This is a genomic window from Streptomyces sp. bgisy027, from assembly GCF_057710365.1.
This window is the reverse complement of sequence record NZ_JBYIVZ010000033.1, coordinates 42,507-55,018: the sequence shown is the minus strand read 5'-3', so window position 1 is coordinate 55,018 and position 12,512 is coordinate 42,507. Positions and strand designations below refer to the sequence as shown.

Below are 12,512 nucleotides of genomic sequence, written 5' to 3'. Positions count from 1 at the left end.
CCAAATGGCGCGAGGCAACTTCAGAGGCGACTTCACTCCCGATTTCGACCCCGACTGCGGGGACTTCGCCCTGACCAGCGCACGGCAGGACATCGTGATCGGCCGCTGGCAGGGGCTGCGGGAACTGCTGCGCTCGACCGGGCCCGACTGGCTGGTGCGGGGCCACCGGGTCCGGCTGCTGGCGCAGACCTGCGCGGGCAGTTCCACGGTGGAGTCGTGGCTGGCCGCCGAGCCGCACAGCGGTGACGCGCTGGTGCTGCGGGCCGCCACCGAGACGACCCGGGCGTTCAACGTGGCCATCACCGCGGGCCGGGGCGTGCCGATCGACACGCATCGCATCGACACCGCGGTGCTGTCGTGCCTGAAGGCCGCGGACTCCTGTCCGGACGATCCGACACCGTGGATCTCGCTGATCTCGGTGGCCCGGCTGTATCCGAAGGGGGTGCGGCGGCAGGAACTGGGGCGCTGGTGGGACGAGTTGCACGGCCGCGACCCGTTCAGCATGGAGGGGCATCTCCAGGTGCTCCACTACTACTCCTCGCGCTGGCACGGCACGCACGGCCTGATGTACGACTTCGCCCGCGACGCAGCCGGCGTGGCACCGTCCGGCTGCCCGCTGCCGGTGCTGGTGCAGTACGCCCGGGTCGAGGAGTTCCGCTACGCCCTGGACGCGGCCAAGGGACAGCACTCCGCCATGGGGATCGGCCAGCACTGGAACAACGACGGCGCCGTCAGCGACGTACGCCGCACCTGGGACCGCTGGATCATGGGCCGCTCCGGGAACGACGCGGCGCCGGGCGAGCTGCGCGACCTCAATTACCTGGCGCACGCGGCCTGTCACGCGGGCGTCCACGACATCGCCGCCGCCCTGTTCCGGATGCTGGGGCAGCGGGCCACGCGGGCACCGTGGGCGTACACCGGCGATCCGGACAAGCAGTTCGTCAAGTGGCACCGGGAGGTGGGGGTACGGCGCTGACCGGCCCCGGGTCTGAACCGGAGGTCCAGGGAGCGGCGTTCGGGCCGTCCGGTCGGCGGTGGCGCCGGTCGACCGTCTCCCGGCTCAGCTCCTCCGCCTCCGGTTCGGAGAGCCGCTCGAAGCCGTCCTCCGTGATCAACGCGACCCGGGGGAAGATCCGCCGGCTGATGTCCGGTCCGCCGGTCGTCGAGTCGTCGTCCGCCGCGTCGTACAGTGCGTGCACCGCGGCGAGCGCGGTCTGGTGCCGGGTCGTACCGGCGTGGTACCGCTTCCTCAGCGCCCCTCGGGCGTACGGCGATCCGGACCCATCTGCATGGAAGTCGTCCTTCTCGTACGGCCCCCCGGTGACCTCGGCCGAGGGGGACGGCGCATCGGCAGCAACGCCGGGCGGTGCGCGTGCACGAACTCGGTGAAGAACTCCGGCCCCGGCCGCCCGTCGTGCTCACCGCTGCAGGACCACGAAGGCGAGCGAGCCGCCCCAGAGGGCCGCAGCGGGCCGACCAGCACGAGGACCGCGAGAGCGGCCGCGGCGCTCGTCGCGGCGACGAACTCGCCGTTGACGGCGAGCGTGAGGGCGGTGTGCCAGGAGCCTTCCGCGCCGGAGAGGGGGAGGATCTCCTCCGACGTCATGCCGTTCCGCCCGCGGGCGGCGCCGGCGCGATGTGGACGTCCAGGCCGTCGAGGCGGTGGAGTTCCCAGCCCCGGGCGTGGTCGGGCGGTGTGCGGCCGGGCGCCGTGAGGGCGCCGACCGGGACACGGCGGGCGGTGTCCAGGATCTCGGCCCTGGTGGTGTTGCCGTTGTGGCCGCCCACCGAGCCGGAGTCGCAGCCGGCGTAGTAGGCGACGGGGATGGCCTCGTGCCCGGTGAGCAGGCAGGGCGGGCGGACGCCGAGGCGGTGCAGTTCGGCGGCGGAGCGCGCCCAGGCGACGCGGGAGGCGGTGGTGCGGTCCACGGTGCGGTCCAGGACGGCGTACTGCACGCTCAGATGTCCGGCGAGCACGAGCCCGACCACGGCCGCGGCCACCGGGCGCCACCGTCTGCTCGGGGCTGTGACGAGGTGGAACAGCGCGTCGGCGACCGGGACGGCCAGCAGCGCGTAGGCAGGCAGCAGGAAGCGGGGGGCCGCGTAGCCGATGAGGAACAGGTAGGGGAAGGCGGCCGTCGTGGCGCAGGCCAGCGGGATCAGGGTGCGAGCGGTGCGCCCGGCGCGGACCGCGACCGCGATGCCGTAGGCGGCGAGCAGGGGGACCACGAACCACCAGGCGTACACGGACGCGTGAGGCGTGGCGATGTCGCAGGGCCGGCACAGTGTGCTGCCGGCCAGGCTGCGCAGCTGGTCGTCGACGGCGAGGTTCCAGCCGAGGTCGCCCTGGATGCGGGAGGCCTCGTTGAGCCGTTCCCGCAGGCCGCCGTAGCTGACGTACGCCTCGATGACCCACTGGAGCCCGCCGGCGAGCAGCCCCGTGGCGAGGGCGGCTCCCAGGCGCCATTGCCGGGCCGCCACGGTGAGGACGAGCAGCGGCAGGGTGACCCAGACGGCGTCGGTCGGCCGCATCCACGACATCAGTGCGGCGCCTGCCAGGACGCCCCACAGGGCCCGGTCGTCGAGCCGGTCGAGGCGGACGCGTACGAAGCAGCCGACGCAGAGCAGGGCGCCGAAGGCGACCCAGAGGTTGGGCATGGCCTGAGGACCGTAGAAGAGGGTCACCCACAGGGTGGTGAACAGAGCGCCCGCGCCGGCCAGGACACGGGCCGGGAACAGGTGCCGCCAGACACGCAGGACCAGGTAGAGGGCGAGTCCGGACAGCACGGCGAGACAGACGCGCAGCAGGACGGTGGACGACGACCAGGAAGCGATGGGCCACACCAGCAGCGGGACGCCCCGCGCGCGGGGCGCGCTGAAGAACGCGGCTGGCGCCTCGGTGCCGACCTGGCTGACGTACACCACCTCGTCCCAGCCGAGGCCCAGCGAGGGCCGGACCAGGAGCAGTTGGAGGGCGGTGAAGGCAGCGGCCACCGCCGCGAGGAGTCCCTCCCCGCGGGCCCGCCAGGCCCTGCCGGACACGAGCGCCTCGTCGCGCCGCCCCGCACCGACGAGCATGGGCTGCGTGCCCTGTGCCATCGTCCACCCCTCACCCCTACGAGCCGTAGGGCGGCTGGGCCCCCTGTCCTGACGAGTCGGACAGCATGGCCGAAAATGATCAGAAACACGGACAAACTAACCCGAAGGGAATGGGTGCGCAGAGCACCTTCGGCCAGGCGAATGACGGAGGCCGACAACAGCACGGCCAAGTGGGCCGGTACACCGCCGGAAGCCGTCGCCGCGCGGGTGCCACACTCTGCTGTGTGACGTCGACCTTCCAGGACCTCCTCACCCGCGCCCGGTCCCTCACCCGGGACGGCCGGCGCGCCGTCCTCGGGATCGCGGGGAGCCCCGGCGCGGGCAAGACGACGCTGGCGGAACGCCTGGTGCGGGAGCTGAACGGCGCCGGGGAGCCATGGGTCGCGCATGTGCCCATGGACGGCTTCCATCTCGCCGAAGTCGAGCTGGAGCGGATCGGGCTGCGGGACCGCAAGGGCGCGCCCGACACGTTCGACGCTGCGGGGTACGCGGCGCTGCTGGGGCGGCTGCGCGGGGACGCCGACGACGGGATCGTGTACGCGCCCGGCTTCGAGCGGGAGCTGGAGCAGCCGATCGCGGGAGCCGTGCCGGTGGAGCCGGCGGCCCGGCTGGTGGTGACCGAGGGGAACTACCTGCTGCTGGACACGGGCGCGTGGGCCCGGGTGCGGTCACAGCTGGACGAGGTGTGGTTCTGCGAACTCGACGAGGCGGAGCGGCTGCGGCGGCTGATCACCCGGCACGAGCGGTTCGGCAAGGCGCACGAGCAGGCGGTGGCCTGGGTGATGCGCTCGGATCAGCGCAACGCGGAACTGGTCGCCGCGACCCGGGACCGGGCCGATCTGGTGGTGCCGGTCACGGCACTGTCCGCCCCCGCACGAGCCGCCGGCGGCTCGTGCGGGGGCGTGAGCGGCGCCCTACACGGCCGTCAGGCTCAGCTCCGGCTCGCCATGGGCGTCGCCCGCGGGCTCGCCGATCACGGCGATGAAAGACTCGGTGCGGACCGTGAGCCCCGAACCGTCGGCTGCGAGGACCGGCGCGAAGGGCCCTGCCGGCCCGTAGCGGACGGCGAAGACGTGCAGGCCGTCCGGGGCGCCGGGGGCCGGTTCGGCCTCCAGCGCGGTCGAGCCGGCCAGGTGGCTCCAGCCCAGGTCGGGGTTGCCGTAGCCGCGCGGATCGGCGGCCAGGGCGAAGGCCGCCTCCTCCTGGGTCCGCTCGGCGCGGGCGTCGAACTGGTCCCCGCCGTCCGACTCGGGGTGCGTCAGCCGCAGTTCGCCGGCCGCCGTGACCCCGCCCTCGGCGGTGCGGCGCACCCGGTCGCCGTCGTCGGCGGCGTACGGCAGGCCCGCCAAGAGGTACGGCGTGCCGGGGAGCCGTTCCACCGCGACCGTCATCCACAGGCTCGTGCCGTCGGTGACGTACAGGGACCGCACATGGCGCAGGACGTGGTCGCGGCCGACGACGGGCTTGCTGACCAGCTTGGCCGTCAGGCCGTCGGCGGCGGCGTCCCGGACGCGGGTCTCCCCCATGGGACGGCAGAACAGGAAGCCGTCGGTCACCGGGCCGAAACCGTGCTGGCGGTTCACGGCCGCGGGGAGGTAGTAGGTGCCGGCGGCCTCGAGAAGCGACGGGGTCATGCGGTCGTCGAAGGCCACCGAGACGCCGCCCGCGCGAAGTTGGTGACGGGCCGGGGCGGTGGACGGGGTGCGGTGCCAGCGCGTGCCGTCCTGGATCTGCCAGACCAGCATCCAGGCGAAGTGCCCGTCGATGCCGCCGTCCGCCCTGACCGCGTGCCGGCCCCAGCGGGTGTCGCCCCGGTAGCGGCCGAGGTCGGAGCCGATCCGGGCGCTGAAGTAGCGCAGCCCGAGGACCGACTCGAAGCCGCTGTGCTGCTCGCTGTAGCGCGGGCCGCCGTTGTCGAAGCCGCCGCCGGGGAGGCGGGCGTCGATGTAGCGGGCGAGCGCGTCGCCGTCCTCCGCGAAGACCTCCTCGCCGCTGACGCGGTGGGCCTGGGCGAGGAAGGACAGCGAGATCGGCCCGTAGTTGTTGTCGTACGCGCCGCCGTGCTCGGGGGGCAGCAGGGCACCCCGGTCGCGCACCCGGTGGGCGCGGATCTCCTGCTCGTACAGGCGCAGGGCACGCTCGCGCGTCTCGTCGCCCTCCGGAGCCGGGAGATGGCGGGCCAGCATCAGGCCGCCGACCACGCAGCCGATGGCCTGGTTGCCGGCCTCCTGCGGGTTGAAGAAGGTCGCCTCGGTCAGCCAGCGCCAGTATCCGCGGGCCACCCGGAGCAGTTCGGCGCGCTGCTCGTCCCCGACGAGCCCTTCCGCCAGGTCCAGCAGGTTGACCGACTGGAGCAGCGCCCACACGGTGCTCGGCCAGTCGCCGATGGGGTGGGCACCCGCCTCAAGGACGTAACGGGCGTACGGCAGCCCGGTACCGCGGGCCCTGAGGTTCGGGTAGCCGGGGTTGTCGTCGGTGTACACCCGCTGCCGCAGATGGAAGGCGAGGCTGCGGCGCACCGCCTCCGGCAGGCGGGGGTCCTTGCCCCGCTGCCAGGCGAGGGCGAGCAGCGAGGTGACGCCGAGCGAGGTGTCGCCGATGTCGTCGACGCAGTCCGGGTGCTCCAGGCTGCCCTGAGGCGTGAGCCGGGCGAGGGCCTCCTCGACGGCACCGGCGAGGGCGGCGTCGTAGGCCTCCGGGGTGTCGGGGAGGTCGTGGAGCGGGCCGAGCTGGCGCGGGAGGTGCACGGGGATCAACCCTTCATGCCTGGGGTGGCCATGGTGTGGTTCGTCGAGGTCGCACGACAGGTGCGCTGCGGCGGGCGCGCAGTGCGACGGTCAGGGTGTGCGGGCCGAGTCCGCCCATGGAGACACGGTTCCCGGTCGTCGCGTCGGTGCCTCCCACCGCGGTGTGGTCCTGCCCCGGGTCGTACCGCAGTACGTCGCTCCGGTCCGGCCCGGCGAGCGGTTCGCCCGCCTCGACGTCGGCCTCGACCCGGATCTCGTCGTCACCGACCCGGTAGGTCATGGGCCCGCCCGTCAGACACCAGCGTCCCTCGCCGATCGGTACGGCGCCCTCCGGCACGCCGTCAGGCCGGAAGGTCAGTTCGAGGCACCAGGGCACCGGTGGTCCGCTGATGTCGATCCGCAGGTCGGCACCGTCGTCCCTCAGGTGCACCTCGACGCGGGTGGTGTGAGAGACCTCGTCCCGGGGCCGGTCCGGGAAGGCCATCGCGGCCGAGAAGCGTCCCTCGTCCGCCATCCGGTAGGCGCCGTCGTCACGTCGCAGGTGTGGCGGGAGCGGCTGGTAGTAGGCGGCCGTGCGGGTTTCGGTGAGCCGGTACCGGTTCTCGGCGAGCTGTCGCATGGCCTCGGCGCGGAACGGGCCGAGGTCGAAGAATCCTCGCGAGAGCCGGACCGCGTCGAGGACGGCGTCGCCGGCGAACAGGCGCAGGAAGGTGGGATTGCAGGCGAGGCCCGAGCGGATGCGCCGGTGCGCCGGCACGTCGGAGCCGCCGTACACCACCGTGTGCGCGGTGGCCGAGGCGCGTGCGGCGAGGCGCGCGGCGGTGAGGTACCGCTCGCGCGGGAGTGTCTCCGCGGTCGGTGCCGGCAGGACACGGCACAGGTCCGGGGTGAGGAGGGTCTCGGCGAGCAGGCCGGGGTCGTCGATGCCGTCGGCGGCCGCCAGCCGTGCCGCCCGGCTGAAGTCACCCCGGCCGGTGCGGATCGCGAGCAGCCGGTAGTGCGGCAGGAAGGGCGCCAGCGGGAACGGGCGGTTCTGGTCCTGCCGTCGCGAGTGGACGGTCTCCACCGTGCCGTCCGGCCTGATGAGGTCCAGGGTCGTGGCGAGGTTGGCTTCGACGGCGTCCAGCAGGTCGGCGCGGTCGAGCACGTCGGCCAGCAACAGCAGTGAAGGGTTGGAGACGTGGGCCGCGTAGTTGGCGCTGCGTTCCGAGTACAGGCCCTCCGCGTCGATGTCGACGCCCTCGGCCAGCCACGCGTCGATGCGGTCCAACAGCCGGTCGTCGGGGAACGACCGGTGCAGCCGGGCCAGCGCCGCGCACAGTTCCCACCGGTGATTCGGTGTGTGCACCCCGCCGGTCCGGAGGCTTTCGGAAGCCGCACCGGCGATCTCGGCGAGGACGGCCGCGGCCTCGCGCAGTTCCGGTCCCGCGCTCACGGCGATGACATGCGCGTCGCACACGTCGTTGATGGTGAACGCGGAATCCGGGGGTGACTGCACGTTGTCGCCACCGGCGAAGAGACCGGAGGAGGTCTGCACGGCCCGCAGAGCGGTGAGGTGCGTCATCGCGGCGGCGGCGGCCCGGTCGTCGGCGTGCAGCGTCGAGTCCGGTGAACGGTAGGCCGCGAGCAGTGTCCTCACCCGGCGCGCCAGACCGCGATGGGTCACACCGGCCGGCTCCTTGTCCGGACGGGCCGCCAGCCGGACGGCCGGCCGGTCGGCGGCGCGGGCCACCGCACGGACGAACTCGCGGTCGAGCGTGATCTGCACGGTCAGTCCTTCAGCCCTGCGTTGATGTCGGCGTTCATGACGTAACGCTGGAACACCAGGAAGACGAGGATCAGCGGGATCATGGAGATGACCGAGCCGCCGAGCAGCACCGACCAGTTGATGTTCTGCGCACCGACGAGGCTCTGGATGCCGATCTGCACGGTGAACTTCTCGGGGTCGTTGAGCATCAGCAGCGGCCAGATGTAGTCGTTCCACCGCCACTGGAACGACAGGATGGCGAGCGTCAGCATGATGGGCCGGGAGATCGGCACCATGATCCTCAGGAAGATCGACAGCTCACGCGCGCCGTCGATGCGGGCGGCCTCGATGAGTTCGTCGGGGACCGTCAGGAAGAACTGGCGGAACATGAAGCACCCGGTCGCGGTGAGCAGGGCCGGGAGGACGATGCCGGTGAGCGAGTTGTAGAGGCCGAGGTCGCGGACCACCAGGAACAGCGGGGCGAGCATGACCTCGGCGGGCAGCATCGTGGTGGCCAGGATGCAGAGGAAGAAGGCCTTGAGCCATTTGTTGTCGTACTTGGCCAGCGCGTACCCGGTGCAGCAGCTGACTCCCACCGTGAGGATCGTCGCGATCACACACACGATGGTCGTGTTGATGAAGTACTGGGAGAAGTTGGCGCTTGCCCACGCTTCCTGGTAACCCGACACGGTGGGGTCGTCCGGGAACAGCGTCAGCGGAAGGGAGAACAGGTCTCCCGCGGGTTTGAAGGAGCTGAGGACGAACCACAGCACCGGCACTCCGTAGAGGGCCGCCAGGACCCACAGCAGAGTCGTCGCGGGAATCGCGCGCCGAAGCCCGCCGGTTGCCGAGTCGCGGGGCCGCTTCCTGGAGACGGCCGGCACGGAATCGGCGTCGACCTTGCGCACTGTGTCTGTGGTTGTCATCGGTTCTCCACCCGCCGGTTGACCATCATCTGGATGATCGCGACGGCCATCAGGATGAGCATGAGCACGAACGACGCGGCGCTCGCGTAGCCGATCTGGCCCGACTTGAACCCCGTCTGGTAGATGTACTGGACAAGCAGGTTGTTCGACGTTCCGGGTCCACCGTTGTTGAGGGAGGCGAACACCGCGTATTCCTTCATCGCGTGGATCGTGTTGAGCAGGATGACGATGAAGGACGTGGGGGCGATGCTCGGCAGGGTGATACTGAAGAACTGGCGCCACGGACCGGCGCCGTCGAGCGCGGCCGCCTCGTAGTACGACGTCGGCACGTTCTTGATCGCCGCGATGAACAGCAGCATGGAGAAGCCCGTCCAGCCCCAGGCCGCCGCCACCACGACCACGATCAGTGACAGGTCCGCGTTCGACTGCCAGGGAACGGCGCTTCCGCCGGCCTTCTCGATGAAGTAGTTGACCAGTCCGAAGTTCTCACCGAACAGCCATCGCCACAGGACACCCACGATGATGGGCGACAGCAGCCACGGTATGAAGAAGAAGACGCGGGCGACCGACGCGCCCTTGGCGTGCTTGCTCACCAGCACGTTGGCGATGAGCAGCGACAACACGAAGTTCAGCGGAACGAAGAGCACGGTGTACAGCAGCGTGCGGGTCGTCGCGGCGTAGAAGGTCGAGTCCCCGAGCAGCTTCTGGTAGTTGTCCAGTCCGACGAACTGGAACGCCCCTACGCCCGTGTAGTTCGTGAAGGAGTAGACGAGCCCGATCACCGCAGGCCAGACGAAGAACAGCGCGAAGAGCACGACATTGCCCGCGATGAGGACGAGCGGTGCGAGGGTGTATTTGCTGCGTCTCCTGGGCGGGCTCACGGACACGTTGGACACGTCCGAGGCGCGTTTTGTCATCTTCCTGACTCCGTGCTGGTGGATTGGGTTCCTGTGGGCCCAGGCCATGAGCCCGGCATCACGTGAGGTCCCGAGGCCGGGCGGCGGTGTCTCGGCACCGCCGCCCGGCCCGTCGGCCTACGCTCAGCCGCCGACCTGCTGGTTGTAGCCGTCCACGATGTTCTGCAGGGCCTTGTCGGCCGACTGCTCGCCGTTGATCGCCTTGCCGAGCTCCGCCTTGGTCGGGTCGTCGGCGAGGCTCTTGCCCTTCAGCACCCAGTTCGTCTGCGCGGTGTTGAAGTAGCCGGAGATCGGGTCGTAGAGCGGGATCGACTCGTTGTAGAGCTTGAACGCCGCCTGCGCCGCCTCGGACTCGAAGGGGTACTCCGGGTTCAGACCGTTCTCGACGGGCAGGAACCCGGACGCCTCACACAGCTCGCGGTAGTGGTCCGGCTCGTACAGCCAGGAGATGAACTTGTTCGCGGCGGTGGCCGCGTCGGCGTTGTTGTTGAACCCGACGACCATGCCGCCGCTGTTGACGTCACTGGCCTGCACCGGCTGGGCGGGAGTCGGGACGCTCGCCCACTCGAACTTCGTGATGCTCTCCGAGTAGGCGGCGACCTGCCACACGCCGGACCAGTAGGCGACGACGTCACCGCTCTGGAACATGGCCGACGGGTCGGCGCCGCTGGTCCACACCGACTTCGGCATGGTCTTGTCGTCGTTCCATCCGACGAAGGTCTTCACGGCCTTCTTGGTCGCGTCGTCCACCGAGAACTTGCCGGAGTCGTCCGCGTGGACGTACTTCCCGCCCATCTCGTACACCATGGCGCGCAGCCGGGACGGCGACTGGTCGAAGGTCAGGGAGTACTTGGCGCCGGTCTTCTCGCGGACCTTGTCCGCCGCCGCGATGAAGTCCTTCCAGGTCCAGGTCTTCGAGGGCGAGGTCGGGTAGTCGACGCCGGCCTTCTCGAACAGCGACTTGTTGATGAACAGGCCGGACGCGGTGACGTCCGAGGGGATGGACAGCACCTTCCCGGAGGAGTCCTTGGCGAGGAAGTTCGCGTTGATCTTGTTGCTCTTGTCGTTGGCGACGGAGCTGAGGTCGATCAGCTTGTTCGACCAGATCGGGTCCAGCGCCGGCACGGCCGCCACGTCCGGCAGGGAGTTCGCCTGCGCGGCGTTGTGCAGCTTCGTCGTGTAGCCGTCGTAGGGGATGTTGACGAGCTTGACGTCGACGCCCGCTTCCTTCTTGTACTGCGCCACCATCTTCTTCCAGCCCGCGTCCTGCCCCGGAACCGTGGAGATCCAGAACGTCAGCGACTTGGAGTTGCCGCCCGAGCCGGACCCCGATCCGCCGCAGGCGGAGAGCAGGAGGGCGCCTGCCGTGGCCACAGCAGCGAGGGGAATGACACGGCGTATGCCACCGCGACCGAGTCGGCGAGAGCGCCGCACACCCATACTGGTCATCTTCGATCCCTTTTCGTCGTAGCGGAGGAAGCACGGGGCCGGCCGAAGCGGCACGGGTGCGTTCTGCGGGAAATTTCGCCTTCCGGGGGCGCGGCCTCGCCCGGCCGCATCGCCTCGACGGGTGGGATCCCCGGCCATGAGGGCCGTCGTCGCACAAGCACGCCCTCGTGCGGCTGCCGTACTTCGCGTACGGGCGGGATGCTCAACCCAAGCCGGCGTCCCGGCCGACTTAGAAAGCGCTTGTCCGGACATTGGCAGATCGAGTCGGAGGCCGTCAATCCTTCGCCCCCGCGGTCTCGGTCACGGTTTGGACTCCTCGGGTGACCGCGAGCCGGGCGGCGCCCACGACCGTGCCGAGGTCACCGACCATGCTGCTGACGACTTCGGTGGGCCAGCTCAGCCGGGCGAGTTCCGCCCGCACACCGGGCAGGATCTGCGGGTCGGCGCCGGTACTGCCGCCGAGCACGATCAGTCCGGGGTCCAGTACGGCGGTCACGGCGGCGGCCAGACGGCCGACGTCGACGGCATGGCGGTCGATCAGCGCGCGGGCCGCGGGCCGGCCCTCCCCCGCCCGGACGAAGAGCTGCTCGGCGGTGCTCGGGCACGGCCCGTCCTCGTCCGGCCAGGCCTCGGCCGCCCGCCGCAGGAGCGACCGCGCGCCGATGTACTCCTCCAGGGCCTCGTGGCGCGGCTCGCGGCCGTCGTCCCAGGGGTAGGGCAGCCGGGCCAGCTCGCCGGCGGCGCCGTTGGCTCCGCGCAGCACCTCGCCGCCGACCACGATGCCGAGGCCGATACCGACGCCGATCCGCAGGTAGCCGAAGGTGCGTCGGCCGTGCGCGGCGCCCTCGTGCAGTTCGGCGAGCGCGGCACAGTTGACGTTGTTCTCGAGGTGGACGGGGACGCCCGGCGGCAGGGCGACGGCCATGGCGTCGAAGACGGGGCCGGCCTTGGCCGTGGCCGGGCGCATGCGGGCGCCCTCCTTCTCACGTGCGGTGACGTCGCCGACGGCGACGACGACCGTACGCAGCGGGGCGCCGGCGGGCAGCGCGACGAGTGCCTCGCGCACCACGTCGGCGGCCTCCTCCCGGGCCCCGGTGGCCTGGGCGAGCAGGGTGCCGTCCAGGGCACAGCCGCGCACCCGGGTCAGGGCGGGACCGAGGTCCACGGCGAGCACCGCCCCGGCGGCGGGCCCGAGACCGTAGACGGCGGCCGAGCGGCCCGTACCGCCGGAGGCCGTGCCGGAGTGGGCGGCCAGCCGGGCGCTCTCCAGCTCCGCGACGGCGGAGGAGACGGTGGGCTTGGACAGACCCGCCAGGCTCGCGAGCTGCGGCCTGGTCGCGCTGCCCGCCTCGGCGAGCACGGCGAACACCGCACTTGCGCTCTCGGTCAGGCGGGGGGCTTCCGCCACGTCGTGTATCACAGTTCTCCCACGGGTCACGGGCCGCTCAGTGGTCGAGTGCGCGATGCCTCTTGACGCACTGTACTTCGTTAGTTAACTTCCTAACGAACTTCACGGTACTCGCCTGCCGTGTCCGCCAGAAGCCCGTCCCGGGGTTTCCCTAGTTCACCAACTCCCCTTGTTCCAGGCACGGTTCGCCCGCCGTGGCGCTTCGCCGACTGTGCCGCA

At 71.2% G+C, this 12,512-nt stretch carries 9 protein-coding genes and 2 pseudogenes; 2 read left to right on the top strand and 9 right to left on the bottom strand.

Going from position 1 to position 12,512, the window contains the following annotated elements:
* The first annotated feature begins 4 nt into the window (after window positions 1-4).
* Entirely contained in the window at window positions 5-976 is a 972-nt protein-coding gene (locus tag AC3ETA_RS29990) for a hypothetical protein (RefSeq protein WP_432196011.1), read from the top strand.
* Here the strand turns inward: AC3ETA_RS29990 and AC3ETA_RS29985 are convergent.
* The 3 genes and pseudogenes from AC3ETA_RS29985 to AC3ETA_RS29975 all read right to left on the bottom strand — a co-directional run.
* Window positions 942-1,334 (bottom strand): annotated as a pseudogene (locus tag AC3ETA_RS29985) (hypothetical protein); the annotation flags it as partial. The gene AC3ETA_RS29990 and the pseudogene AC3ETA_RS29985 overlap by 35 nt on opposite strands.
* Window positions 1,250-1,606 (bottom strand): hypothetical protein, encoded by a 357-nt coding sequence (locus AC3ETA_RS29980; protein WP_432196010.1) that lies wholly within the window; start codon window positions 1,604-1,606, stop codon window positions 1,250-1,252. The gene AC3ETA_RS29980 and the pseudogene AC3ETA_RS29985, both read right to left, overlap by 85 nt.
* Window positions 1,603-3,099, bottom strand: a complete 1,497-nt coding sequence (locus AC3ETA_RS29975) for a hypothetical protein (RefSeq protein WP_432196009.1) — start codon at window positions 3,097-3,099, stop codon at window positions 1,603-1,605. Before AC3ETA_RS29975 ends, AC3ETA_RS29980 begins: the two co-directional genes overlap by 4 nt.
* 224 nt (window positions 3,100-3,323) lie before the next feature.
* Here AC3ETA_RS29975 and AC3ETA_RS29970 point away from each other — a divergent pair.
* A pseudogene (locus AC3ETA_RS29970) lies at window positions 3,324-3,965 on the top strand (nucleoside/nucleotide kinase family protein); the annotation flags it as partial.
* 48 nt (window positions 3,966-4,013) lie between these two features.
* Here AC3ETA_RS29970 and AC3ETA_RS29965 read toward each other — a convergent pair.
* From AC3ETA_RS29965 to AC3ETA_RS29940, 6 genes are all read right to left on the bottom strand, one after another.
* A complete protein-coding gene (locus AC3ETA_RS29965) occupies window positions 4,014-5,846 on the bottom strand; it encodes a hypothetical protein (RefSeq protein ID WP_432196008.1) in 1,833 nt (610 codons plus the stop codon).
* 13 nt (window positions 5,847-5,859) lie between these two features.
* Window positions 5,860-7,614 carry a hypothetical protein gene (locus AC3ETA_RS29960; RefSeq protein WP_432196007.1) on the bottom strand — a complete coding sequence of 585 codons (1,755 nt, stop codon included), beginning with the start codon at window positions 7,612-7,614 and terminating at the stop codon, window positions 5,860-5,862.
* 2 nt (window positions 7,615-7,616) lie between these two features.
* A complete protein-coding gene (locus AC3ETA_RS29955) occupies window positions 7,617-8,519 on the bottom strand; it encodes a carbohydrate ABC transporter permease (protein ID WP_432196006.1) in 903 nt (300 codons plus the stop codon).
* Window positions 8,516-9,436, bottom strand: a complete 921-nt coding sequence (locus AC3ETA_RS29950; RefSeq protein ID WP_432196005.1) for a carbohydrate ABC transporter permease — start codon at window positions 9,434-9,436, stop codon at window positions 8,516-8,518. The genes AC3ETA_RS29955 and AC3ETA_RS29950 overlap by 4 nt, the downstream gene beginning before the upstream one ends.
* Before the next feature lie 123 nt (window positions 9,437-9,559).
* Complete coding sequence (locus tag AC3ETA_RS29945) at window positions 9,560-10,885, bottom strand: extracellular solute-binding protein (RefSeq protein ID WP_432196004.1); 1,326 nt, start codon at window positions 10,883-10,885, stop codon at window positions 9,560-9,562.
* A gap of 274 nt (window positions 10,886-11,159) precedes the next feature.
* Window positions 11,160-12,293, bottom strand: a complete 1,134-nt coding sequence (locus tag AC3ETA_RS29940) for an ROK family transcriptional regulator (RefSeq protein WP_432196003.1) — start codon at window positions 12,291-12,293, stop codon at window positions 11,160-11,162.
* Between the last annotated feature and the right edge of the window lie 219 nt (window positions 12,294-12,512).